Genomic DNA, 24,099 nt, shown 5'->3' with positions numbered 1-24,099 from the left:
GACCCCACCCGAATTGACTGACCCAGGACTTGCGATGACTCCTTCACCTATCACCACACCCACCATGACCAGTACCGCCCCAACCGCGGGGGAGCCGAACGCCGACCCTGCTCCGCGCCGCGGGCCCATCCTCTTTCGAAGAGCACCCGGGGAGCCTGCTTGGATCAACCCCGCCATTGCGGCGATGATGGTCGTTGCGGCGACCCTCTACGTCTGGAACTTGACGATTTCCGGCTACGGGAACAGTTTCTACGCCGCGACGGTCAGAGCCGGGAGCAGCTCGTGGATCTCGATGCTCTTCGGGTCACTGGATGCCAATAATGGCATCACGGTGGACAAGCCGCCGGCGGCCTACTGGATACCATCCCTTTTCGCCCGCGTCTTCGGCTTCAGTTCCCTCACGGTCCTGCTCCCACAGGCCCTCATGGGAATCGCCACGGTGTGGGTCCTGTTTTTGGCCGTCCGACGGACCAACGGCAAGATCGCGGGGCTCGTCGCCGGATCGGCGCTGACCCTCACCCCGGTCGCCGTGATGATGTTCAGGTTCAACAATCCGGATGCCATGCTGACGCTCTGCCTGGTGCTGGGCGCCTACTTCACGATCCGCGCGATTCAGTCCGACCGCACCGTGAGGTTCGCATCCGCCGGGTGGATGCTCGCGGCCGGGCTCATCCTCGGCCTGGCGTTCCTGGTCAAGATGCTTCAGGGATTCATGACCATTCCGGCTCTCGTTGTGGCCTTCGCGATCGCGGCCCAAGTCGGCTGGTTGCGCAGGATTCGCGACGTCGTCGTGGCCGGTATCGGCGTGTGCCTCCCAGTGGGAGCCTATGCAGCAGTCTTCGCCTGGTGGCCCGAGGGATCACGTCCGTATATGGCCGGAACGGAATCGAACTCCTTCTGGGAACTGGTCATGGGCTACAACGGCCTGGCGAGGATCTTCGGAGATTCCGGAGGTGCGGGTGCGCCGGGAGGCGCGGGTGACCAGGCCGCGGAAACCGCCGGGGGCGGCGCGGCGGCCGGCGCCGCGGCGGGTGGAGCTCCCGGTGGCGGTGGGCCTGGCGGCACGATGTTCGGCGGCGACGTCGGAGTCTTCCGCATGTTCAACTCCGCGTTCGGTGCCGAGATCTCCTGGCTGATTCCGGCCGCGGTGATCATTCTGGTCGCCGGCTTCTGGTTGACGCGCCGTGCGCGGCGTACCGACGCCACGCGGGCGGCCCTCATCGTGTGGGGCGGCTGGCTGATCGTCAACGCCGGGGTCTTCTCCTTCATGGAAGGGACCATTCACCCGTACTACGTGGTAGTTCTGTCTCCTGCGGTGGCCGCAATCGTCGGCATCGGCGTCGCCGAATTCTGGCGGGGACGGCGAAACTCGGTGACCCGACGAACCGCCGCGTTGGCCCTGCTGGCGACCGTGATCTGGAGTTTCGCCCTCATGCAGCGCGAGGCCCCGGATTGGCTCCCGTGGGTCCGGTGGGTGCTTCTGATCGGCGGCTCGGTGACTTCCGTCCTGATCTTCCTGGGGCGGGGAAGGCCCGGAACCGGGTCGGTCCGACGCGGTGCAGCGGTCCTGGTGGTCGCGGCCCTCGTCTTCGGCGGTCTGGGGTCCGCGGCCTGGACCCTGGCAACAGTCGGCAATGCGCACAGCGGGTCGATTCCGACTTCGGGTCCCTCCGCCGCGGGCGAGAGTGGAATGGGCCAAGGCGCGGGAGGCCCGCAGAATGGCGCTGGCGGCCAAGGACAGGGCGACGGCCAGGGCAGCCAGGACCAGGCGGCCCAGCAGGCTGGTCAGGGGCAGTCGTCGCAACCCGACGGCGGCGCCAACGGCGGCGGAATGGGTGGCGAAGAATCGAACAGCGAGCTCACCGACCTTCTCAAGAACGCCGGGACGGAATACTCCGCCGCCACGGTCGGCGCGACGAGCGCCGCGAGCTACATGCTGTCGTCGGATACCGAGGTCCTGGACATCGGTGGCTGGATGGGCTCCGACCCCTACCCGACCCTCGACGAATTCACGTCCATGGTCGATGAGGGACGAATCCGCTACTTCGTGGCCGGCGGCATGGGCGACGGCGGAATGGGGGAATCGTCGTCCTCCGAAATCCAGGAATGGGTCAAGGCCCACTACGAGGCCACGACCGTCGGCGGCACAACGGTCTACGACCTGACCAAGGAAAAGTGACGGCCGCGTAGGTCGCGTCGCCTCCCGGTTCCGGTGTTTCGCCCTGGAGCCGGGAGGCGAACGGCCGCTGGTCGGTCAGTCGTCCATGTGCTTGATTCCGCCCCAGGTGAAGCGGACCAGAACGTCACTGAGCCTTTTCTGCTCTTCGGGCGTCTCGGCGGTGGAGATCACCTTTGAGGCCGTCAGGGCCGCACTGATGATGGCCTCCGCACAGAGACGGCAGGCGGTTTCCTCCGTGAATTTCGATTCCTCGCTCAGAACCTGGGTGAGGGTGTCCACGAGACGATCGCGCAACTTTCCGACACGTTGGTCGACCGCCTTGGTGTTGAGCATGTCCGACTCGAACAGAATCGTGTACCGATCGGGCTCCTGGATCACGAAATCGGTCAGCACGTGGATGGAGCTCTCCGTGCGTTCCTCGGAGGCCAAGTCCGCGTGGAGCGGCGTGTACATCATGGACAGGAACTGTTCGGAGCAGTCCTCGACAACGGCCAGGTACAGGTCGTCCTTGCTCTTGAAATATCGATACAGGAACGGCTTGGACAGGTTCGAGGTCTCCGCGATCTCATCCATCGTGGTGCTGTGAAATCCTTGATGGGCAAAGGCCTTCAACGCAGTTCCGAGAATCAGTTCGCGTGCTTGTTCGTGTTCCATACGCCGCTTCCGGGGCATGTCATCTCCTCCGAATATGTGTGATGTCTGCACCCTCCCCGGCCAATTTTTTCGATGAAAAGCTATTCGCGCGGCACGCATTGAACGGTGAGGCCGGTCGGTTTACGCCTTCGATTTTTTCAAGATTTCCATCATAAACCGTTCACAGGCTTCGATCTGTGACAACTCGACCCATTCATTTTCCGTATGGGCCTGAGCTATGGAACCGGGACCGCACACGATCGCCGGAATTCCGGCGGCAAAATATTGTCCGCCTTCGGTCCCGTAGGAGACATACGGCGACTCGCCGCCGCCATCGAGCACCGCGCCGAGTTCTTCGGCGAACTTCACGATCGGGGCATCGGCGTCGGTATTCAATGCGGGAACCTGAGCCAGGAGCTCGAAGTCCACGCCGACCTTGCTCAAGGCTTTCTCGTCCGCACCACCGAACGAGCGTACGCGGTCAATCTCTTGTTCGAGAGCCGGCTCGACGGTGGTGCGGAGATACTCGCGGATCCGTTCGGCCAGGTCGTCGGGGTCGATCCCGGGGACAATCCGGAAGTCGTATTCCAGCACGCAACGGTCGGCCACGATGTTGTAGGCCGATCCGCCCTGCGCGAAGTTCACACCTCCGGTAGTGTAGGTGATGTTGAAACCTTCCTTCCGGGGGCCGTTGTCCCGCAGGTCGTCGACCAGTCCGTTGAAGAAGTGGATGAATTCGCCGGCGTGTCTCACGGCGTTGATTCCCAGGGGTGCCAGGGAAGAATGCTTGGGGACCCCGCGGAACGTGAGGCGGCCGCGCTGCGGAGCCTTGTGGGCGACCACGATATTCATCAGCGTCGGTTCACCCACGATCGCGTACTGGGGTCGGACGCCCCGTTCCACGAATTCCTCGATCATGCGGGGCGCGCCCAGGCACCCGAGCTCTTCGTCATAGGTGAAGGCGAAATGAATCGGGTCAGAGAGTTCCTGCTCCACCACGCGCGGAAGCAACCAGAGCGCGACGCCGATAAAGGATTTCATGTCGGCGCCGCCGCGGGCGTAGAGCCTGCCATCCCTGATGGTCGGAACGAATGGGTCCGTGTCCCAGGGCTGACCTTCGACCGGCACGACATCGGTGTGCCCGGACAGGACCACGCCCCGACTCGTGCGACCATCCGCGGCCGGGACGGTTGCAAAGAGGTTGGCTCGCTCGCCGTCGTCGGAATACGTGCGGTGCGTCGGGATCGAATGGCGCTCGAACTGCTCCTCGATGTACTCGATCAGGTCGAGATTCGAGGTCTCACTCACCGTAGGAAAACGGAGGAGCCGATCGATCTGCTCGAACGAGGAGGGGAGGGCCGCCGGCCCGGAAGTGTGCACGGTCTGTTCAGTGGAAACCTTGTCAACGCCCATGAGCCCAGCCTAGTCTGTGGCTCGCCGGCGGAAAGAAGTTCGTTTCGCGCGATGGCGAAGGCCCCGCTGACCGAAGAGACGCGCTGGGTTGCCGTGTGCCGACGGCATCAAAATTGGGGGATCAGATGCCGTAGTGATTTTCGGTGATTGAATGACGCGATCGGTCTATGGGGGTCTGACCGCATCTCACCGAATTGCCGCACTGTGCACACGAGCAACCCAGCCCCACAAAGTTAGCCTGCCCATGAGGGGCCATAATAATTATTTCAACAAATTACGGAGAAAAATTTTTTCCTGATAGCGGACTGGACAGTAACTAAATTATGTATGAGTGGTCGCCCAAAGAATGGAATGCTCTTCGGTGATAAACCAGGGGAGTTCCCGGATCATCGTTCCGTGCGGCCTCGATGACCTCGGCGGTGAAAACCAGGGCGGGGCCGGCCTGGGCCTGCGTCAGGGTGCGGCACCGAAGCACACGACTCACGTCCGTGAGCAAGGGTTCACCCGTGGGCAGAGTTTCCCAGTTCATGACGTCGCCGAAGCGGGGTGCGCCGTGTGTCGCAAAGGTCTTCGCCAGTTCCACGTTCTCGGCGTCCAGGAGGTGAACCAGGTAGGTGTCTGCATCGGCTATGTGAGCCGCCGACCCGCGCCGAGCGGCCAGGGAGAACCCCAGGATCGCGGGGTCGGCGGATATGGAGGAGACGGACGAGGCGGTCAGGCCCACGGGGCCTTCCTCATCGGTGGCCGTAATGATGGCGACGCCCGCGGGGTGGTGTCCGAAGATCTCCTTGAAGATCTCGGAGATGGTCTCCCTGTTCTCTGGACTCGCGTCAGTCATCGATCATCCTTTCAGCGGGGTCGCTCCAGATTCCCGCTAGGCCTGCCTTTCGTCTCACGATAGAGCGGCCGTCCAGCGCCACGCAGGCGAAGACGTATTCTTACGTCTCATCTCCCAATGTGACCACAGTGTGAAATCGTGCGGTCTCGGATGCTGGGGGTCCATCACGCGAGGGGCAACGGCGTCGTCGGTCGCTACCGGGCTTCCGCGCAATTCGCCGGTTCCGCTTCCCGGCGTCCGACCGAGATGTAATGGAACCCGCCTTCTGCCACGCGGGACGGGTCGTAGAGGTTCCTGCCGTCGACAATCACTCGGCCACGCATGCGGGACGCGAGACGATCGGGGTCGAACATGCGAAACTCCTCCCACTCGGTGCAGATAGCCAACGCGTCCGCCCCGGTGAGTGCGTCCAGGTTGCCTCTGGTGAAGACGACCTGGTCGGCCTGCCGGCCCAGGGCGGACCGGAAGGTCTCCATGGCCACCGGATCGTATGCTCGAACATTGGCGCCGGCCTCAATGAGGGAACGAACAAGGTCGAGGGAAGGTGCTTCCCGGACGTCGTTGGTCTTCGGCTTGAACGCGAGGCCCCAGACGGCCACCGTCGCGCCCTGGAGGGACGGTACGGCCTTGGCCAGCTTCCGGAACAACGAGGCCTTCTGTGTCGCGTTCACGGCGCCGACGGCGTCGAGGATACGCGGCTGACACCCTGTGGCCCGGGCGGTGTGAGCGAGCGCGGCGACGTCCTTGGGGAAGCATGACCCGCCGTACCCGGCTCCGGCATAGAGGAACGGGTATCCGATGCGCGAGTCCGATCCGATGCCCACGCGGATCTTCTCGACGTCGGCGCCGGTGGCCTCCGCGATGGTCGCGATTTCATTCATGAAGCTGATCTTGGTGGCGAGCATCGCGTTGGCCGCATACTTGGTCAACTCGGCCGAGGGGACGTCCATGGCCAGGATCTTCTCGTGCTGCCAGTTGAGGGGCTTGTATGCGTCGCGCATCGTCTGCTCATCCTCCGGACACGACGTGCCGATCACGATGCGCTCGCTGTGCTTGAAGTCCTGGATCGCAGCCCCTTCTTTCAGGAACTCCGGGTTGGAGCACACGGTGATCTTGGGGCGGTTCTCGCGGTGCGACAAGGCGTCGTTCACGATGGCTCGGACGCGCGCGGCGGTGCCCACCGGAACTGTGGACTTATTAGCGATCAGCAGTCGGTTCTCGGCGAGCCGACCGATGTCACGGGCCACGGCGTCGACGTACGTCAGATCCGCGGAGCCGTCCGGGCTCTGGGGTGTTCCCACGGCTATGAAAGCTACTCGGGCATCGCGGAGCCCGTCGGCGGCATCTTCTGTGAAGTCCAGGCGCCCCTGAGCCGTATTGGCACGGATCATGTCCTCGAGGCCGGGTTCCCAAATGGGGCAGGCCCCGGACCGGAGCATGTCGACACGGCTTTGATCGACATCGATGCAGGTGACGTGGTGTCCGCCGTCGGCCAGGCAGGCCCCGGTCACGAGCCCGACGTATCCCGAACCAAAAATTGCGATTCTCATGGCTGCTTTCCTTGAATGTGATGGCCCGTGCAGCGGGCCGGCGGGTCTCTCGACGCTTCACGGTAGGTTTGCCCAGGCGAACTCGAGCTGAACTGCCCGTGACCTCTCCCAGAAGGTCTGCGGAAGGAGCGTTGCGTCGCTGGATCGGTGGTGCGCTCGTTGCGCTCCAAAGGGCAAGGCTTGTTGACGCGCAGAGGTGCCGTGGGACGGCCTGAAGGGTTGTCCGCGAAACGCACGCGGACGGTGGTTCCCCTCGCGGGGCAGGGGGAGAGGGCGTTGTGTCTCGCAGCCCACATACAGGGGCTTGGCCTCGGTCACCGGTCGAGTAGGCCTCGCTGATGCTCGCCCATCGTCCTTCGTTGCCCTGGGGCGTCTCGGGCCGTCAACTGCCACAAGTCAGGTCTCGCCATGAGAACCGGAAGCTCATTGCCTGTTTGTGCCCACGGTGGCCAGACCGATGGTCGGGTGCCACCCCGATGAGGCCTGAGCCATTCGGGCATCAACCAGAGGCAGCGCCGGGTGGCGGCGGAGGTTCCGGTGAAACCTGGATAGTGCCCCAGCGTGGTCCTCCTGATACCCACACGGATGACAGTGCCCTTCAGATATTCCTTACCGGAGGAGCGCAAGGGCGCGACATGGGCCCTGCTCATCCTCCTTGGTCGCGGCGAGCCATCAAACTCCAGGCACGGACGGCGCTCGTCGCGTGAACGGAAGCGACGTCACACGAGAGAGGCAGATGCCTAGCCCAGGATCAGGTGACCTGCGATGAAGAACATGAGCAGCGCGATGAAGCCGTCGAGGATCCTCCACGTTCCGGGCCGCGCGAAGAAGGGGCGAAGGAGTCGCGCTCCGAAGCCGAGGGCGAAGAACCACACGGTCGATCCCAATACCGCTCCCACGAAGAAGAGCCACCGGCCCGGGTCACCTTGTTGGTTGCCGACCGATCCGATGAGCACCATGGTGTCCAGGTACGTGTGCGGATTCAGAAAGGTCATCGCGGCGCACGTGAGAAGCAGGGCCAGCACGCTGGGGTCCGACGTCGTGCCGTGGCGAGCGGCGGAACGTGTGCGGGTCTTTGCACGCCTTTTCACGGCGACGCCGCCCCGGTGTGTCTCGTCGACCTCGTCTCGCTCGCGGGGATGGGCGGTCGAACCTTCGTCAGGAACCCTCGCGCCCGGCCCGATGGCATCCTGGGGTGTCACCACCAGAGCTTCGCCGCTCGGCCAGATCGCCCTCTTGGCGGCCATGAGGCCGTAGCCCAGCAGAAAGGCCACACCCGCCCAGAGCAACACGGTCTGCACCCACGGAACCTCCTGGACCAGGTAGCCCATTCCGCCGATACCGGCCGCGTACAGCAGGGCATCGGCAGCGATGCAGAAGATGATGATCGGCATCATCGGGCGCCCCAGGATCCCCTGTTTCAGAATGAACGCATTTTGCGCGCCAATGGCCGTGATGAGGGCGAGAGTGGTCCCCAGGCCCAGGAGAATCAGCGAGAAGTCGATCGTCATGGAACCACGGTAAGGCGGTCACAGGAAACAGTACAGCTAAACTATTTCAGGATACCTAAGCTCAGCTTAGGATAAGGGCATGAGGAGATTTACCGCCGAGCAGCTCAGAACCTTCGCAACCGTGGTGGAAGAAAAAACCTTCGAAGAAGCCGCACCAGTATTGGGGGTCTCCGCGTCCGCCGTCTCGCAGCGGATCAAAGCCATGGAGCAAGCATGTGGGCAGATCCTCCTCCGGCGATCCAACCCGGTCGAACCGACCGACCCCGGGGCCACGGTCCTCCGACTCGCGAAGCAGATCGAACTGCTGACCGTGGAGTCGGAACGAGAACTCACCGGCGGGGACCAAGCGCGGCGACTGGCGATCGCGTCCAACTCGGATTCACTGGCCACCTGGCTCTTGGACGCGCTCGCCTCGGTGCCCCGTGACGAGCGCATATACTGCGAGGTCCACCGAGAGGACGAAAGGCATTCCTCGGCCCTGTTGCGGTCCGGGTCGGTCATGGGCGCACTCACCGTGGATCCCCAGCCGGTTCAGGGGTGTTCCGTGGAAGTCCTGGGATCCACGCGCTACTTCATTGCCGCGTCCCCGGACTTCATCGACCACTTTTTTCCTGGTACCGAAGGGGTCCCGTACATGCTCACGGAGCACCGGCTTCGCGAGGCGCCGGTGATCCAGTTCGAACGCAAGGACATCATGCTCGACGATATGGTCCAGCTGCTCGCGGAGAGCCACGGTCTCAGGCCGCAAACGCAGGCCCCCCGCGTGTACATTCCTTCGTCGACCCAGTACTACCGTTCGGTGCTCCTGGGTATGGGGTGGGGAGCCGTGCCCGACTTGCAGGCGGAGGAAGCGCTCGAACGGGGCGAGCTCATCAAGCTCGTCGATCGGCCCATCGACATCCCGATCTACTGGCAACGGTGGACGATCGACTCGCCGGCGCTCCAGACGCTCACCGAGGCAATCAGAGCCACGGCTCACGATCGTCTCCGCCAATGACGGTGCCCCCCCCTGTCCCGTGGGCGAAGCGGATCGCGGGGTGAAGCGGGTCGCCCGGACGCTGCGTGCTCGGCACCAGGACGCGGTGGTTCTATCGGCTCAGGAACTCCGCGGCCGTCTCGCCCGCGATGCGGCCCGAATTGAACGCGAAGGCAAGGGTCAGGCCGTCGATCTGAGGGTACGTGCCGCCGTAGAAACCGGTGGTTTCGTTGCCGCCGGCGAAGAGGCCGGGAACCGGAACACTGTGTGCGTCAAGAACGCGGGCACGTTCGTCGATTCGGATTCCGCCCAGCGTCCCGCGGACGGTGTTGACCACCTTGACGGCGTAGAACGGGCCCTCGCTCACTCGGTGGCGCAGGATCGAGGAGGGGGAGAAGAATTCGTCGTCGTCGCCGTGCTCCACGGCCTCGTTGTAACGGTCGACGGTCGCGGCGAACTCCTGCGCCTGGAAACCGACGGCTCCGGCCAACTCCTCGACGGAAGTGCCCATGTAGGCCGATCCGCAGTCCACGGCTTCACCCAGGGCCTCCACGAGTTGCGGCTGGGCCGGAGTGCCCACGGTCCCGGGAGGCAGTGGTGCGCCGTGGTCCTCGGCCGGCGAAAGATCGAGCCCGTCCGAGGACAGTTTCTCGACCGTTTCCGAATCCAGAATCATCCAGAAGTGACCGCCCTGCTGGTAGACCGCTGATCCGCGCTGACCGAACCGATACGTCACGGCCTCGTCGATGAACCGTTTGCCCGCGGTGTTGACCCACAGCAAAGGAAGGTTCGCGAGCACTGCGAGCGCCCGGGAGGAATAGCGTCCGGGGACCGTGAAGCTCGGGATGTCCAGGGTCCGGTCCGCGGTCGCGACGCCGCCCGCCGCAGAAGCGATGTCCAGGCCGGTTCCCACGGACTTGCGTTCCCCGGTGAAGTGGAGGGTCGAAGCGTCGATGGGGCCGAGTTCCTTCTGGACCAGTTCGAGGTTCCCGACGAACCCACCCGTGCCGATCACGACGGCACGCGCCCGAATATCGACATGGACGGGGGCAGAATTTTCGTCCGAGGCCAGGTCTTCCTCTGCATCCTTGCTGAGCGCGGTCGTGGTCGAGATCGGCTTCCCGGCCTCCGTCTTGTCGGCTCGGATGCCCAGGATTTCTCCTTCGTCGCCGATCTCGATGGAGGTCGCCGCGGTTTCGGTCAGGAGGGTCCCGCCCATGGATTCGAAGGACTTCAACATCTTCTTGAATCCGCCGAATTTGGAGGCGTACCGATGGTACGTACGGGCGTTGCGATGGGCCGTCAGGATCCCCGTTTCGGCGCGGACTGGGGCGACGTGGGCGTCGTCGTGCTCGGCCAGGGTGGTTTTGAGCCCGTGCCCCTCGAGCCAGGAGACGGTCTCGCCCGACCGGCCGACGACGGCGCGCACCAATTTCTCGTTGCACCGGTGACGGTTGTACTCGGTGATGGCGTGGAAGGCGTCCTGCACGCTGAAGGTCTCGCCTGCTTCGCGCTGTTGGTCCGATTCGTAGGCGGCGAAGCCGGTGGCGCCGAACATCGCGGCCCCACCTGGGCGGTTGCCCTTTTCGAGCAGGACGACCCTGATTCCCTGTTCGGCCGCGGCCAGTGCTGCTGCAATTCCTGTGCCGCCCGCACCGAGCACGACGAGATCTGCCTCGTATTGCTCGGATTCTTCTCGGGGCTCAAACACGGGTGCGGTAGTCACATGTCCTCCATCGGTTTAGGTGTACCTAACAGCGTAGATGGAATTCTCGTGGCGTGACAGATGTGCGGCGGCGTCGGGATCCGGACGTCATCGAGGGAAAATTTCCGTCATGACTTGCCGCTGCCGCGCAACGGGAAGCTCGCGTGGCCTCGGGAATAGATATTGACGTCGGGGGGTTATGGTGAAAAAGGTTTACCTGTAAAGTAAATGGAGAACGTAGATCGAGAAAGGATCATCATCATGACCGCATTCAACGAGCTCACCCCCGGCACCTGGACCTTCGACCCCGCTCACTCCGAGGTCGAGTTCACCGTCCGTCACGCAGGGATCTCGAAGGTGCGCGGCACCTTCAACGAGGTCTCGGCGGACCTCAACGTCGGCGAGTCATCCTCCGTGACCGCCTCCGTGAGCGTCGGATCCCTGGACACCGGCAACGCCGACCGCGATGCGCACGTCAAGGGCTCCGACTTCTTCGACGCCGAGAACTACCCGGAGATGACCTTCACCTCGACCTCCGTCGAGTCCGATGGCGAGGATTTCACCCTCAATGGTGACCTCACCGTCAAGGGCGAGACCCGCCCCGTGTCCTTCACGGGCGAGTTCGGCGGCGTCGCCGTCGACCCGTTTGGTGCGACCCGCGCCGGCTTCTCGGTGGCTACGTCGATCTCCCGCAAGGAATTCGGCATCACCTGGAACGCCGCCCTGGAGACCGGTGGAGTCCTGGTGTCCGACAAGGTCATCATCTCGCTCGACGTCGCTTTCGTGGCTCCGTCCGCGTAAGGAAAGCCTGACGGCATTGCATCCCGGGCAAGGCCTCCCGACCTCATTCCGAGGCGGGAGGCCTTGACTGTTCGGGCGCCCTCGACCGTGCGCTACGGTCGAAGGAGAAACATTGACCGACCCGCCGACGGAGGTTCGCCATGGCGACGCTCGAAGACTGGACGAAAGCCCACCGATCCTGGGTCGATGACTTCGTTCTGAGCCTCAGGAGCGCAGGGGCGACGTCGGAGGAGATCGCCGACCGGCTCTCTGCTGTGCACGCTCATTGCGACGACGTTGACCGATTCCCCGAGGACGAATACGGCGACGCCCAGGGCTACGTGCGGTCCTTGGGATTCGAACCCAAGTCCACGGAGAAACGAGGAATTCTCCACATCGCTCTGCCGGTCGTCGTGCAGGTTCTCTTGCTGCTCGTCGGTTCATATGCGATCCGCGACTGGATCACGGGCACCGACCTCGTGGTCAACATGGGCACCCTGATCTGCTGGATCGTTCTGGTCGCCCTGGTCGGGGTCACCACGGCGACGACAGCCTGGGGGAGCACCGCGATCTACAACGCATGGGTCTTCGGCATCGTCTTCGGAATCGCCATTGTCATGGGTGTTGCGGGCGCGGTCCTTTCGCGGGCCGACCTCCCCATGGTCTTTTCCGGAACCCCGGTATTGCTGGCCGTGGTCGCGATCCTCGGGGTCCTGGCCATCGCGGTGATCTCCACGCTACGACTCAAGCGCTCGACGTCGCCCCTTGTCCTGGCCGTGTTCTGGGTGATCCCGCTGTTTATGGCGATCGACGCCGGGTTCACCGCCTTGAACGCCTGAGTCCGGTCCGGGGTCGGACCCGTCCTGGTTCGGCCTCGCGGGCGCTGCCACCTCGGTAGCGGCAGCGGCGGCGGAACCCGCGCCTCCGCCCGAGTGTTCGGCTTGTGTCCTCTCGGTTCCGAAAGCCGCACGCGGGAAAACCCGCTACGAGACCAATTTCTGGATCACGAAGTAGACCGCCGGCACCAGAACGAGCAAGAGAAGAGCCCACCGTCGGAGCCGCGTTTCGGTTTTCGCGGCCCTGATGTCGGGGCGGGGTTCCTGCGCGCGGGCGTCGGCATCCGCGTCGGTCTCGGTCCTCAGTTGAGCGACCGGCCCGGCATCCGCGTCGTCTCCACGGTCGACGTCGTCACCGTGCCCGTCCTCGACCCCACCGCCGGTGCCGTCCACCGCGTTGGGGTCACGCTCCGGCTCGTCCTCGGGACCGAGGGGAGACCGGTCAACGGCCACTCAGCGCCACCTGGTGGTCATGATGAGTCCGATCATCATCAGTCCGATACCGATTCCGATGTTCCAGAAGCTGAGGTCCGGAATGGGGAGGGCCTGGTTGGAGATGTAGAACGTCATGATCCACAGCAACCCGATGATCATGAAGCCCAGCATGATCGCGATGTACCACGTGGGGGTCGGTGAGGACTGCCGGATGTTGGAGGTCATGTCGTCCGCGATCTTGCGGAGACGCTCGTCCTCGGCACTCTCGTACGACCGCTTGGATTTCGCGGTCGAACGGTTCGCCGAGGTCTCATTCTCGTCCTGCTTGTCGGCCACAAGTGTGGTCTGGCGGTCCGTTTCGGCGACGGCGTCGCCCGTGTCATTCGACGCGGCGTCGGTTGCAGAACCCGCGACGCTCGAGCCGGAGCGGCGCGATCCGAAGCGCCCGCGCCGGGCCTTCTTGTCGGGCGAGGTGCCGCCGGTGGGCGTGTCCTCGCCGTTGTTCTTGTCCTCGGCCATTCTCGATCCTCCTGGAATCCCGCGCTCGACGACCGCGGTGTCCACATCAGGTATGATTCTTGCGCGCAACGGCACCTCTTCGGCGTCCGTTCGCCTGATTGTCGAGTCTAACCAATCCGCCAGGGTGTTGCCGATACGGGCAGGTGGATTCACAGCTCGTCCAGATGATTTTGGCAACACATTCTGCGCCTGGAGGTAGCCGTGTCGGCCGGTGAGAGGCCCGAATGCGCCGGACGACGTCGCGGCGGAGTCGTGGGAACCGTGGTCCAGGTCTTCGGTGAGCTTCTCATCACTGTCGGACTCGTGCTGGTTCTTTTTGTTGTCTGGCAGCTGTGGTGGACCAACCTGGAATCCGACCAGACGCAGGCCGACGCCGTCGCCCACCTCAAGGACGACTTCCGCTCCTGGCCTCCGGAAAACACGCAGGGAGACTCCGAGAACCCTGTCGTCGACGCCGCCCCGGGTCACGGGCAAGGCCTTGGCATCATGTACATTCCGCGATTCGGGCACGACTACGAACGTCCGATCATGCAGGGAACGGGGCGCGATGTCCTGGACACCCTGGGTATCGGGCACTATGAATCCAGTGCCATGCCGGGAGGTGTGGGCAACTTCGCCGTGGCCGGACATCGTCAGACCAACGGCAAGGTTTTCGACCAGATCGATCAGTTGGTGGCCGGAGACCGCATCTACGTCAGGACCGCTTCGGGGTACCACACCTACGTTTTCCGAAACAACGAAATCGTGCTCCCCTCCGCCACGGATGTGATCACCCCCGTTCCCGGGAACCCCGGGGCGGAACCCCAGGACCGACTCATGACCCTGACCAGTTGCAACCCCCGTTTCGGGTCATCCGAACGGATCATCGCCTACGCTGTCTACGAGGGATGGCGGCCCCAGACGGAGGGCCCACCCATGGAGATTGCCGACCAGGTGGGAGAGGGCGGAAAATAGATGTACGGCTGGATCTTCGCCCACTTGCCCGGTCCCTTGTGGGTCCGGATCATCATTGCGATAGTTCTGGTGGTTGCGGTGGTCTGCCTCATGGTGGAGTACCTGTTTCCTTGGCTTGCCGAGTACAGCCCGCTGAGCCCCAACGTGACCGTCGACGAGTAGGAGAATCCCATGACCATCAAGATCCTTGTGGTGGACAATTACGACAGCTTCGTCTTCACCCTCGTCGGATACGTCCAACAGTTCGGGGCGGAGACCACCGTGATCCGCAATGACGACCTGACGTCGGCAGAGGCCAGGGACTTGGCCGAACAGCACGACGGCGTCCTGCTCTCGCCCGGCCCCGGCGCACCCGCCGAGGCCGGTGTCTGCATCGACCTCATCAACTGGGCCACCGAGCGCGACAAACCTCTCTTCGGGGTGTGCCTCGGTCACCAGGCGATTGCCGAGGCCTTCGGTGGGACGGTGACCCATTCGCCCGAACTCATGCACGGCAAGACCTCCCGGTTGACCCACAACTCGACCTCGGTCTTTTCGGGGGTCAGGACACCGTTCACGGCAACCCGCTATCATTCGCTGGCGATCCAGGACGGCACCCTGCCGGAGGTCCTGGAAGCCACCGCCTGGACCGAGTCGGGGATTATCATGGGCGTGCGTCACCGCACGGCCCCGATCCACGGGGTGCAGTTCCACCCCGAGTCGGTGCTGACCGAGGACGGCTACCTGATGGTGGGCAACTGGCTCGAATCCCTCGGGCTCTCCGGGGCCGTCATGAAGGGCCGCGACCTGTCCCCGTTGATCGAGGCGTGATCACCGCCCGGTGACTCCTTGTTGGGCCGTCTCGTCCCCAGGGGTCACCGTGGTTGGCTGGCGCTGGGCGACGGCGAGGCGTTCGAGGGGCTGCTGCTGGGAGACGGGGTATTCCCCGGCTTGTCGTCCCCGTTGGCGTTGTTGTTGCCGTTCCCGTTGTTTCCACTGTTATTGCCCGAGCCGCTGTCCGAACCTGAACCGTTGGATCCCTGGCCCGACCCGTTCGAGTCGCGGTGGCTGCTCGAGGGGCTGGGGGCCGGCGTCGACGTCGGCCGCGGGCCCGAGGATACGGTGATCGTGACCGTGGAACCCTGGGCGACGGACGTGCCGCCCTGGGCTGACTGCCGTATCACGGTTCCGGCGGGCTGACTCGAGTTCTCGGTCGTGATCTCTGTCGAGAGCAGGGTGTCCTTGCCGGTCAGCTCGGCCACGGCCTCGTCGCGAGTTTTGCCGACGACGTCGGGCACCTGGACCTTTCCGGTGGAGAGCACCAGGTTCACGGTGCTGCCGGCCTTGACCTGTTCGCCCAGGTTCGGATGGGTCCCCACCACGAGGCCGGCCTGGATGGTCGGGTTGTTGGCGGTCTCGACGCGTCCGGCCTTGAGTCCCAGCTCCTCGAGGCGGGAACGGACATAGGCCTCGGACTGGCCGGCGAGGTCATCGGGCAGACTGAGGTTCTCCGGACCCTTGGACACGTGCAGGGTCACGGTCGAATCCTTCTCGACTTCGGTTCCCTTGCTCGGGTCCGTCTTGATGGCGTTTCCGCTCTCGACCTTGTCCGAGAAGTCTTCCGTGACCTTGACCTTCAGCCCCTCGTTGCGGAGATGGTCCTCAGCATCGGATTCGGACTGGTTCTCGACCGCGGGCACGTTGACGTAGACCGGTTTGTTGAGCTCATTCTGATAGTAGAGCCAGGCGCCGAGGGCGGTGGCTGCCAACAGGAAGATGATGAGTCCGAGGATCACGTTCTTCCAGGCGGCACGACGCCGCTTCCTGGCGGCCAACGCCTTGTGCCGCTCGTAGTCGTACAACTCTTCGTCGGTGTATTCGTCCTGTGCCGAAGGGAAGAAGCCCGAGACGCTGGAGTCCTCCATCTGGGGAGTGCGCCCTTCGTGCATCGTGTATTCCGAGTCCTGGCCGCCCGGCGTGTCCTCGGGAGAGTTCAGGGAGGACGTATACGCGTGGTCGCCGTTTGCGACGTTCGCATCGTCCGCGGACCGCGATGCGGCTGCCCCGGCACCTGCGGCCGTTGCACCCGCGGCAATACCGGTCACTCCACCGATGGCCTGCGTGGGGTCTTCATCGGGGTTACCGGCGTGGTCCACGCTGATTCCGTGAGAGGCGTTCTGGAGGGCGAAGGAGAAGTCCTCGGCGGACTGGAAACGGTCTGCCCGGTTCTTCTCCAAAGAGCGGAGGGCGAGGGCATCCAGCGCCGGTGAGATCTCCGGCCGGAACGTGCTCGGGGGCTCCGCGGTATCGCGCATGTGCTGCCCCATGACCTCAACGCTCGACGAGCCGTCGAAGGGCGGCCGTCCCGCGAGCATCTGATAGAGCAGGCACCCGACCGCGTACAGGTCGGAGCGTTCGTCGGCGGTTTCGCCCCGCGCCTGTTCGGGGGAGATATATCTGGCCGTGCCCATGATCGTCTGTGCTTCGGTCAGGGGGCGCGCGGTCTCGGTCATGGCCCGGGCGATGCCGAAGTCCATGACCTTGATCCTGGCCGGACGCCCCAGGGCCTCATCCTCTTCGGTGCGGTCCAGAACCATGACGTTCCCGGGCTTGATGTCCCGGTGGATGATGCCGCGCTCGTGGCTGTACTGCAGCGCGTCCAGAATCCCTTCGGCGTAACTGATGGCGTCGTCGATCGGGAGCTGGCCCTTTTCGGCCAGGACGTCCTTCAGCGTGTTCCCGTGCAGGCGCTCCATCACGATGTACGGGACCGAGTCCGAGTCGACCTCTTCGATGGGTTCGACATCGTCTTCGGGATGTTCCGGCTCGACCTTGGGCATCGGCGCGGTCGCATCCGGGTCCTCCAACGCCTTTTCCTCGGTCACGGGGCTGAAGGTGCCCGTGTCGAAAACGGCGATGACGGTCGGGTGGTTCATCGAGGCAATCGCCTCGGCCTCCCGGCGGAAACGAGTGCGGAACACGCCGTTCTCCGCGTGTTCCGGACGCAAGACTTTGATGGCCACCTGACGGCCGAGGCGATTGTCCTCGGCGGCATAGACGGTCGCCATACCGCCGGAGCCCAGGATCTCACCCAGTTCGTACCGGTGGTCGAGAATACGTGGAACGCGCAGAATCATAGGTCTCAGTTATTCGTTGGAGCCTTGGGTGCCGTCTCCCGACGGCTCACCCGGGTGGTCGTTCTCGGGTGCCGCAGAAGGCGCGGCCTGTGGTGAGTCGGTCGACGGAGCTGAGGGCTCGCTCGGCTGAGGGGTGGGGGCGGTCGTGGAGGGTTCCTGGCTCGGATTCTCCGGGGCTGGGGCGGACGATGAGCTCTTCCCGGAGCCCTTGGACACGTAGACGTCCACGTTGGAGCCGACCGTCACCTTGTTGCCCTCGCTCGGCGAGGTCCGAATGACCTTGTCGGCGGATTGCTCGCTCGAGTTCTCGTCGTGGCGGGTCACGTTGACGCCCAGTTGGGTGATCTCGTCGATCACCGTCTGCCCATCCCTGCCCACCATCTTGTTCGGCAGGCTCACGGATTCGGGGCCCGTCGAGTACACCACGGTCACGTTCGAACCGGCGGCGACCTCACCTTCGGGGGACACCTCGAGCACGGAGTTCTTCTCCTCGCTCGAGCTCTTGCCCTCGGAGTGGGCGGACAAGCCCATGCTGGCGAGCTGGGAGACGACGTCGTCCAGCTTCTTTCCCTTGTAGTCGGACGACTTGATGGTGATCATCTCCGCCGAACTCGAACTGGAGGTCGGGTGCGAGGACGACGAGGGCGCGCTCGTGGCGGCCGGGCCCGCGGTGCTCGGGGAGGCCGATGCGTCCGTGCCGGAGCCGGATTGGATGACCCACCAGATCCCCAGACCCGCGGCCAGGAGCAGGACCAGGAGCGGGACGAGCCACTTCCACACGGCCGTGCCCTGACGGGACTTCTGCTCGCCCTTGTCCGTGTAGTCCCCCTGGTACTGGAGGGACCGGGGCTCGCCCACGGTGGGCAATTGTGACGTCGTCGGCTGCGGCTGGTAACCCGCCGCCGATGCCCCGGAACCGAACTGTCGGGTCGCGTCGGTGCCGCCCATCGACTCCGTAGGGGCGGTCACCGGCTGCGTCTGTCCGGTATCGGTGCTGATCGGAAGGTAGGTCGACAGGCCGGGGACGGCCTTGACCGCTGCCTTGAGGTCGTTGCGCCGGATGGCGTCCACCGCGCTGGCCAGCGTGGTCGCGTTCGCCGGTCGTTGCGCCGGGTCCTTGGACAGCAGGCACATGATCATCGCCTGCGCCGGTACGGGAACCGACTTGGGCAGTGACGGCGGCGGATCGTTGACCTGGGCCAACGCGATCGCGATCTGGGACTCGCCCGTGAAGGGGCGCTTGCCCGCGAGGCACTCGTACCCGATGATGCCCAGCGAGTACAGATCCGACGAAGCCGTGGCGGTCTGGCCGGTTGCCTGCTCCGGGGCAAGATACTGGGCGGTGCCCATGACCTGCCCGGTCGCCGTCAGCGGAACCTGGTCGGCGAGGCGGGCGATGCCGAAATCGGTCACCTTCACTCGGTTGTCCGGCGTGATCATGATGTTGCCGGGCTTGACGTCGCGGTGCACGAGACCCTGGGCGTGCGCGGCCGCCAGGGCACGCGCCGTCTGGGCGATGATGTTGAGCGTGCGGTCCGCCGGGAGAGTCTTCTCCCGTTCGATGATGTTGGACAGGGGTTCGCCGGGGACCAGCTCCATGACCAGGTAGGCCGAGCCTTCTTCCTCGCCGTAGTCGAAGACGTTGGCGACACCCGGGTGATTCAGCAACGCCGTGTGCCGTGCCTCCGCGCGGAAACGCTCGAGGAAGCCCGGGTCGCCGGTGTATTCCTCTTTCAGGATCTTGACGGCGACGATGCGGCCCAGGACCTTGTCCTTGGCCTTCCAGACCTCGCCCATGCCTCCGACGGCGATGCGTTCGGTCAGGCCGTAGCGACCACCGAGGGTCGTCGATGATGAGGGCCTCACTGATTCAACACCGCCTCGAAAAGTTGCTTGGCACCGGGGCTCGTGAGCTGGGCTCCTGTGACCGCGTCTACATCTTCATAGACAATAGCAACAGCTAGTTCCGGGTCGTCCGCCGGCGCGAAGCCGGTGAACCATGCTTGGTTGTTCCCGTCCGTACCGGTCTCGGCGGTACCGGTCTTTCCTGCGACCTTGGTCCCGTCGACCTGTGCCCCGGACGCGATGCCGTTGTCGACGTCGTTGACCATCCAGTCTCGCACCTGGTGCGCGACGTCGGGCGAGGTCGACTCGCGCAGCTTCTCCGCGGAGAAATCGTAGAGCGTGCTCAAGCTGTTCGACCGAACGGTCTTGACCATGTTCGGTTTCATCTGGACGCCGTCATTGGCGATAGCGGAGGACATCATGGCCACCTGCATCGGGGTGGATTTGACGTCGTACTGACCGATCGAAGACAACGCTAGCTCGCTCTTGGACATGCCACTGGGGAAGTTTGATGGGGTGACCTTCAACGGTACGGACAGATCCTGTCCGTAGCCGAAGTTCTTGGCCGTCTTGGCAATCTTATCCTCACCGAGGTCCATGGCGATCTGAGCGAACGGAGTGTTGCAGGACTGCTCCAGAGCCCACTCGATGTCCGCCTTGGAACGGGACGCGCATTGGCCGTTGACGTAGTTCGGCAAGGTCGTGTCCGTGCCCGGCAGAGGCAGGTTCTGAGGGTTGTCCAGCTCGGAATCCTTGTTGTACTTCCCGGATTCCAGGGCCGCGACGGCATCCATGATCTTGAACGTCGAACCCGGCGAGTAGAGATCCCCCGAGACCGCGCGGTTGTACAACGGCTTGTCCTGGTCCTGGTTCAGCTCCGAATAGGACTGGATGACCGATTTCGAGTCGTGGGAGGACAGCTGGTTCGGATCGTAGCTGGGCGCCGAAACCATCGCCTTGATCTCACCCGTCTTGGGGTTCATCGCGACGATCGACCCCTTGTGCCCCGACATCAACTCGGTGGCCTTCTTCTGCAGCTTCGGGTCGATCGTCAGCTCCACCGAGGCCCCGTGGGTCTCCTTGTTGGAGAAGATCTGCGCGATGCGGTCGTAGAACTGTGAGTCCGACTTGCCGGACAGTTCCTCGCCGAGCGCTGACTCGAGCCCGGTGGAGCCGTACACCATCGAGAAGTAGCCGGTCAGGGCGGCGTATTCGTCCGTCTGCGAGTACTCGCGCTTGTACCCGAAGCTGTCGTCCGAGGGGACGGACTGGGCGATCTCGGACCCGTTCACGAGGATGGAGCCGCGGGCGGAGCCGTACTGGTCGTACAGTTGCCGGGAGTTCCAGGGATTGTCCTCAAGGGCTCCGGCATGGATGAACTGAACGTATGTCAGGGAACCGACGAGGAGGATGAACACGCCCGCGACCGCGAGCCATGTTCTTCGGATGGCCTGATTCACGAGTGACCTCCTGCTGTATGTGGGGAAGAAGCAGTTTCCTCATGAGAAGACGAACCAAGTTTGGAGATGGCGGCGGTGGCCCCCAACTGGCCGGTGTCCGCAATGTCCTCGGCTTGGCCGGCGTCCTCGTTGACCACGCGCGGCGAGCGGGCCGAATGGGAGATTGCGAGCAGCAGCCCGACGATGAACCAGTTCGCCAGGAGGGATGAACCACCGGCGGACATGAACGGCGTCGTCAGTCCGGTCAGGGGGATCAAACGGGTCACGCCACCGATCACCACGAACAGTTGCAGAACCATGGCGGAGGAGAGGCCCGCTGCCAAGAGCTTGCCGAATGCGTCCGGGGTCCCCAAGGCGGCGCGGAAGCCGCGAGAGACCAGCATCAGGAACAGCATCAGGATCGCGCCGAGGCCAAGGAGACCCAGCTCCTCGCCGATTGCGGTGACGATCATGTCGGAGTTCGCGAAGGAGACGAGATCCGGCCGCCCGTTGCCGAGCCCGCGACCGAACAACCCGCCCGAGGCGAGGCCGAACAGGCCCTGGATGATCTGGCCGGAACCGCCGGCCTGCTGGTTGTAGACCGCGGGGTCGAAGGCGTGGAGCCAGGAGTCGATGCGGACGGTGACGTGGCTGATGGTCTTGTACGCGAAGAAAGCGCCGATGGCCACGAGGACCAGCCCGACGCCGACCCAAGTGAACCGGTTGGTTGCCAAGTACAACATCGCCAGGAAAAGCCCGAAGAAGAGAATGGCCGAGCCCAGATCGTGCTGGACCACCAGCACGCCGATGCTCACGAGCCAGGCCACGAACATCGGGGCGAAGTCCTTGAAACGCGGCAGGCGCACCCTTCCGATCTTCTTTCCGGCCAAGAGGATGAGGTCACGGTTCGTCGAAAGATACCCGGCGAAGAATATGGCCAGCGTGATCTTGGCGATCTCTCCCGGCTGGAACGTGCGCCCGCCGATCGAGATCCAGATCCGGGCACCGTTGATCTCCGTCCCGAGACCTGGGACGAGCGGCAGCAGCAGGAGGAAGATCGAGGCGGCAAGGCTGATGTAGGTCACCCGGACCAGGGCCCGGTGATCGGTGAGGAACCAGAGCGCGGCGGCGCACGCGATCATCGCGACGGCGCTCCAGGCCGTCTGGGAGCCAACCGAGGAGTTCGGCGTCGTGAGATCGATCCGATAGATCATCGTCAGACCGATTCCATTGAGAACCACGACGATGGGCAGGATGAAAGGATCCGCGTATCGCGCCTTGAGGTGGAGGATCACGTGGATGATCAGGGAGCCCACGATCAGCACTGCCGCGGCCGAGACGATGCGATGGTCCCATGAGGCCGTATTGCCCAGGTCTACGAGGCACATCGCGCCGATGGCGACGATCCACGAGATGACCAGCAACAGCAGCTCAAAGAGCCGCCGTGGCTTGGGGACATGCTGCTCGGCGTCGGGAGCGGTGGACTGCTCCTGCGAAGACTGCGCACGTGTTGTCACTGGTTGTCACCTCCCTGGTCGTTGCGATCGGGCTTCTGACTATCATTCCCCGAATCCGAGGATTTATCACTGGACGGCGGCGCGCTCGAGACCGTTCCTTGCGGCGCCGGACTGGGGTTGTCTTCCTGGGCGCCTAGGTCGAGATCCGAGATGACCCGTTCGGCTTCGGCCTTCGACGAGGTGTGGATCCCCTCCTGGACGCGAGACTTGGAATAGTTCGGCAACTGGGAGACCTTCACATCGGTCTCCTTTTCCAGGCTGTTCAGATGCAACGGCCCGAGGGACTGGTCCACGCCGCGGTAGATGGCGACCTTGCCTTCGTTCACGCCGACGTAGTACTGGTTGTTCACCCATGTCAGACCGGCCCAAACGGCCCCGACGACCAGCACCGCGATGAACGCCCAAATGAAGGCCGCCAAGCCCCAGCGTCGTTTGCGGCGCCGTGGGCTGTCCAGTTCCTCCAGGAGTTCGTCCGGGAGCTCCTCGCCTTCGTCTGTGTCCATCGAGGGTGTGCGGGCCAGAGTCGCCCTGCGTTGCAGGGTCGCATCCGTGACGGTGGGGATCTGGCCCGTGTGGGTTGCGGACGATGCCGCCCCCACCAGGAGGTGCGGCCGCTCTTCGAGCTCGCGACGCAGCACGGAGGCCGAGCTCTCTTCCTGCTGGCTGGCCTCCTCCAGGTCGATGCCCGAGCGCTGGACCATGGCGTTCAGCACGGAGTCGGAGAACGAATCTCCCCGCCACCTGCCGTGCCGGAGGGTGTGCCGGAAGCTCTCTCCCCTTTGGCGCGGAAGACGACGCCGCCACGGCGCCCTCCTGTCCTCGGGGTCGCCCCCAGGGTCCTGCTCACCCGAGTGCGACCCGTGGGAGGGGTTTCCGACGCCGGCGACGTCGTCCGGGCCCACATCGGAGGCGCCGGTTTCCGGGGAGGTTTCTTCCCAGGGCGCCAGTCCCGAGTCGTCATCGATCTCCCGGAACTCGGGCCAGCCTTGATCCGCCTCCGGGTCGGAGACGCCGGAACGAGACGCCGGTGCCTGGGGTTCTTCCGAGACGCCCTCTTGGTGCTCGTCCGCGCGGCTGTCCCGGCCGACGGCGTCGAGACGGCTCGTCACCGCGTTGGCGAGGTTGGCGGAGTCGTTGATCTCGACGACGGCCACGGTGACGTTGTCCGGTGCGCCACCGTCGAGGGTCAATTCCACGAGGGATTCGCAGATCTCCTGGAGGTCATTGGTGGATCCGAGAACGGATTCGATCACTTCGTCGGAGACGACGCCGGACAGGCCGTCCGAGCACAGCAACCATCGGTCTCCGACCTGCGCGTCCACGCGTTTCAGCTCGAGCTCCGGGGAGGCGTCCGTGTCGCCGAGGACGCGCATGATCACATTTTTGTGCGGGTGATTCTCCGCCTCCTCCGGTTTCAGCCTTCCTTCCTCGACCAGACGCTGAACGAAGGTGTGGTCCGTGGTCATCTGCTCGAACTTCTTGCCTCGGAGCCGGTAGGCGCGGGAATCTCCGATGTGGGCGAGCTCGAGTTCGTCGCCGTCCACCAGGAGGGCCGTGCAGGTGGTGCCCATGCCCGCCAGAAGGGGGTTCATCTCGACCAACTGGTTGAGGATGATGTTGGCCGTCTGGATCTCGTCGGCGAGGATGGTCCCCGCCGAGCCCTCGTACTCCGAATGGTCCAGGGGCGTCAGGTCCAGGACCGTCGACGCCGAGGCGACATTGCCCCCGACATGGCCTCCCATGCCGTCGGCGACCACGGCCAGGTAGCGCCCCGCGTAGGCGGAGTCGTCGTTCTTGCTGCGCACTCGGCCCGTGTCCGAGCGGGCGGCATACCGGAAGGCAATATTCATGGG

20 protein-coding genes are annotated in these 24,099 nt (G+C 64.3%); 7 read left to right on the top strand and 13 right to left on the bottom strand.

Translation table 11 applies throughout. From position 1 onward, the window contains the following. Nucleotides 1–34 precede the first annotated feature (34 nt). On the top strand, nt 35–2,179 hold the full coding sequence (locus tag AB0Y14_RS07445; protein ID WP_436588543.1) for a glycosyltransferase family 39 protein: 2,145 nt from the start codon (nt 35–37) through the stop codon (nt 2,177–2,179). A 75-nt stretch (nt 2,180–2,254) separates the two neighbouring features. On the opposite strand, the gene AB0Y14_RS07440 is transcribed toward AB0Y14_RS07445, so the two are convergent. From AB0Y14_RS07440 to AB0Y14_RS07420, 5 genes are all read right to left on the bottom strand, one after another. Beyond that, nucleotides 2,255–2,851, bottom strand: a complete 597-nt coding sequence (locus AB0Y14_RS07440) for a TetR/AcrR family transcriptional regulator (RefSeq protein ID WP_436588542.1) — start codon at nt 2,849–2,851, stop codon at nt 2,255–2,257. 102 nt (nt 2,852–2,953) lie between these two features. Further along, nucleotides 2,954–4,225 (bottom strand): acetylornithine deacetylase, encoded by a 1,272-nt coding sequence (gene argE, locus AB0Y14_RS07435; protein ID WP_436588541.1) that lies wholly within the window; start codon nt 4,223–4,225, stop codon nt 2,954–2,956. Nucleotides 4,226–4,541: 316 nt separating this feature from the next. Then, complete coding sequence (locus AB0Y14_RS07430) at nt 4,542–5,063, bottom strand: flavin reductase family protein (RefSeq protein ID WP_436588540.1); 522 nt, start codon at nt 5,061–5,063, stop codon at nt 4,542–4,544. Nucleotides 5,064–5,257: 194 nt separating this feature from the next. Next, nucleotides 5,258–6,613 carry a UDP-glucose dehydrogenase family protein gene (locus AB0Y14_RS07425; RefSeq protein WP_436588539.1) on the bottom strand — a complete coding sequence of 452 codons (1,356 nt, stop codon included), beginning with the start codon at nt 6,611–6,613 and terminating at the stop codon, nt 5,258–5,260. 740 nt (nt 6,614–7,353) lie between these two features. Further along, nucleotides 7,354–8,124 carry a LysE/ArgO family amino acid transporter gene (locus AB0Y14_RS07420; RefSeq protein WP_436588538.1) on the bottom strand — a complete coding sequence of 257 codons (771 nt, stop codon included), beginning with the start codon at nt 8,122–8,124 and terminating at the stop codon, nt 7,354–7,356. 79 nt (nt 8,125–8,203) lie between these two features. On the opposite strand from AB0Y14_RS07420, the gene AB0Y14_RS07415 reads away from it, so the two are divergent. Next, entirely contained in the window at nt 8,204–9,121 is a 918-nt protein-coding gene (locus AB0Y14_RS07415; protein ID WP_436588537.1) for a LysR family transcriptional regulator ArgP, read from the top strand. Between the two features lie 91 nt (nt 9,122–9,212). Here AB0Y14_RS07415 and AB0Y14_RS07410 read toward each other — a convergent pair whose 3' ends face one another. Further along, nucleotides 9,213–10,826, bottom strand: coding sequence for an FAD-dependent oxidoreductase (locus AB0Y14_RS07410; protein WP_436588536.1), 1,614 nt, complete (start codon nt 10,824–10,826; stop codon nt 9,213–9,215). A gap of 240 nt (nt 10,827–11,066) precedes the next feature. Between AB0Y14_RS07410 and AB0Y14_RS07405 the strand changes: the two genes are divergently transcribed. Then, a complete protein-coding gene (locus AB0Y14_RS07405; protein ID WP_436588535.1) occupies nt 11,067–11,606 on the top strand; it encodes a YceI family protein in 540 nt (179 codons plus the stop codon). Between the two features lie 140 nt (nt 11,607–11,746). After that, nucleotides 11,747–12,424 (top strand): hypothetical protein, encoded by a 678-nt coding sequence (locus AB0Y14_RS07400; protein WP_436588534.1) that lies wholly within the window; start codon nt 11,747–11,749, stop codon nt 12,422–12,424. 144 nt (nt 12,425–12,568) lie between these two features. Here the strand turns inward: AB0Y14_RS07400 and AB0Y14_RS07395 are convergent, their stop codons facing one another. Both AB0Y14_RS07395 and AB0Y14_RS07390 read right to left on the bottom strand, forming a co-directional pair. Continuing rightward, entirely contained in the window at nt 12,569–12,874 is a 306-nt protein-coding gene (locus tag AB0Y14_RS07395; RefSeq protein ID WP_436588533.1) for a hypothetical protein, read from the bottom strand. Continuing rightward, on the bottom strand, nt 12,875–13,375 hold the full coding sequence (locus AB0Y14_RS07390; protein ID WP_436588532.1) for a cell division protein CrgA: 501 nt from the start codon (nt 13,373–13,375) through the stop codon (nt 12,875–12,877). It lies immediately after the preceding gene. A 201-nt stretch (nt 13,376–13,576) separates the two neighbouring features. Here AB0Y14_RS07390 and AB0Y14_RS07385 point away from each other — a divergent pair, with 201 nt between their 5' ends. From AB0Y14_RS07385 to AB0Y14_RS07375, 3 genes are read left to right on the top strand one after another with little or no spacing between them, the layout of a single operon-like run. Further along, complete coding sequence (locus AB0Y14_RS07385; protein ID WP_436588531.1) at nt 13,577–14,329, top strand: class E sortase; 753 nt, start codon at nt 13,577–13,579, stop codon at nt 14,327–14,329. Then, nucleotides 14,330–14,491: a hypothetical protein gene (locus tag AB0Y14_RS07380; protein WP_178979144.1), complete on the top strand. Its 162-nt coding sequence runs from the start codon at nt 14,330–14,332 to the stop codon at nt 14,489–14,491. Nucleotides 14,492–14,500: 9 nt separating this feature from the next. Beyond that, the gene (locus AB0Y14_RS07375; protein WP_129315934.1) at nt 14,501–15,139 is read left to right on the top strand and encodes an anthranilate synthase component II; all 639 of its coding nucleotides are present in this window, start codon (nt 14,501–14,503) and stop codon (nt 15,137–15,139) included. Nucleotides 15,140–15,183: 44 nt separating this feature from the next. Here the strand turns inward: AB0Y14_RS07375 and pknB are convergent, their stop codons facing one another. Genes pknB through AB0Y14_RS07350 form a run of 5 tightly spaced genes read right to left on the bottom strand, consistent with a single transcriptional unit; the run spans nt 15,184 to nt 24,096 of the window. Then, nucleotides 15,184–17,445 carry a Stk1 family PASTA domain-containing Ser/Thr kinase gene (pknB, locus tag AB0Y14_RS07370; RefSeq protein ID WP_436588530.1) on the bottom strand — a complete coding sequence of 754 codons (2,262 nt, stop codon included), beginning with the start codon at nt 17,443–17,445 and terminating at the stop codon, nt 15,184–15,186. Between the two features lie 9 nt (nt 17,446–17,454). Further along, a complete protein-coding gene (locus AB0Y14_RS07365) occupies nt 17,455–19,311 on the bottom strand; it encodes a protein kinase domain-containing protein (protein WP_436588529.1) in 1,857 nt (618 codons plus the stop codon). Next, nucleotides 19,308–20,750, bottom strand: a complete 1,443-nt coding sequence (locus AB0Y14_RS07360; protein WP_436588528.1) for a peptidoglycan D,D-transpeptidase FtsI family protein — start codon at nt 20,748–20,750, stop codon at nt 19,308–19,310. The genes AB0Y14_RS07365 and AB0Y14_RS07360 overlap by 4 nt, the downstream gene beginning before the upstream one ends. Then, nucleotides 20,747–22,246: an FtsW/RodA/SpoVE family cell cycle protein gene (locus tag AB0Y14_RS07355; protein ID WP_436588527.1), complete on the bottom strand. Its 1,500-nt coding sequence runs from the start codon at nt 22,244–22,246 to the stop codon at nt 20,747–20,749. The genes AB0Y14_RS07360 and AB0Y14_RS07355 overlap by 4 nt, the downstream gene beginning before the upstream one ends. Next, entirely contained in the window at nt 22,243–24,096 is a 1,854-nt protein-coding gene (locus AB0Y14_RS07350) for a PP2C family protein-serine/threonine phosphatase (protein ID WP_436588526.1), read from the bottom strand. The genes AB0Y14_RS07355 and AB0Y14_RS07350 overlap by 4 nt, the downstream gene beginning before the upstream one ends. Nucleotides 24,097–24,099 lie beyond the last annotated feature (3 nt).

The organism is Rothia sp. HC945 (assembly GCF_051370785.1).
GTDB lineage: Bacteria > Actinomycetota > Actinomycetes > Actinomycetales > Micrococcaceae > Rothia.
The sequence above is the reverse complement of the archived record's forward strand: the minus strand, read 5'-3'. Positions and strand labels throughout refer to the sequence as shown.

Coding starts and splice junctions, on each gene's coding strand:
- AB0Y14_RS07425 (WP_436588539.1), bottom strand. CDS start 6,613: ATGAGAATCGCAATTTTTGGTTCGGGATACGTCGGGCTCGTGACCGGG.
- AB0Y14_RS07380 (WP_178979144.1), top strand. CDS start 14,330: ATGTACGGCTGGATCTTCGCCCACTTGCCCGGTCCCTTGTGGGTCCGG.
- pknB (WP_436588530.1), bottom strand. CDS start 17,445: ATGATTCTGCGCGTTCCACGTATTCTCGACCACCGGTACGAACTGGGT.
- AB0Y14_RS07400 (WP_436588534.1), top strand. CDS start 11,747: ATGGCGACGCTCGAAGACTGGACGAAAGCCCACCGATCCTGGGTCGAT.
- AB0Y14_RS07405 (WP_436588535.1), top strand. CDS start 11,067: ATGACCGCATTCAACGAGCTCACCCCCGGCACCTGGACCTTCGACCCC.
- AB0Y14_RS07390 (WP_436588532.1), bottom strand. CDS start 13,375: ATGGCCGAGGACAAGAACAACGGCGAGGACACGCCCACCGGCGGCACC.
- AB0Y14_RS07440 (WP_436588542.1), bottom strand. CDS start 2,851: ATGCCCCGGAAGCGGCGTATGGAACACGAACAAGCACGCGAACTGATT.
- AB0Y14_RS07445 (WP_436588543.1), top strand. CDS start 35: ATGACTCCTTCACCTATCACCACACCCACCATGACCAGTACCGCCCCA.
- AB0Y14_RS07350 (WP_436588526.1), bottom strand. CDS start 24,096: ATGAATATTGCCTTCCGGTATGCCGCCCGCTCGGACACGGGCCGAGTG.
- AB0Y14_RS07420 (WP_436588538.1), bottom strand. CDS start 8,124: ATGACGATCGACTTCTCGCTGATTCTCCTGGGCCTGGGGACCACTCTC.
- AB0Y14_RS07430 (WP_436588540.1), bottom strand. CDS start 5,063: ATGACTGACGCGAGTCCAGAGAACAGGGAGACCATCTCCGAGATCTTC.
- AB0Y14_RS07375 (WP_129315934.1), top strand. CDS start 14,501: ATGACCATCAAGATCCTTGTGGTGGACAATTACGACAGCTTCGTCTTC.
- AB0Y14_RS07415 (WP_436588537.1), top strand. CDS start 8,204: ATGAGGAGATTTACCGCCGAGCAGCTCAGAACCTTCGCAACCGTGGTG.
- argE (WP_436588541.1), bottom strand. CDS start 4,225: ATGGGCGTTGACAAGGTTTCCACTGAACAGACCGTGCACACTTCCGGG.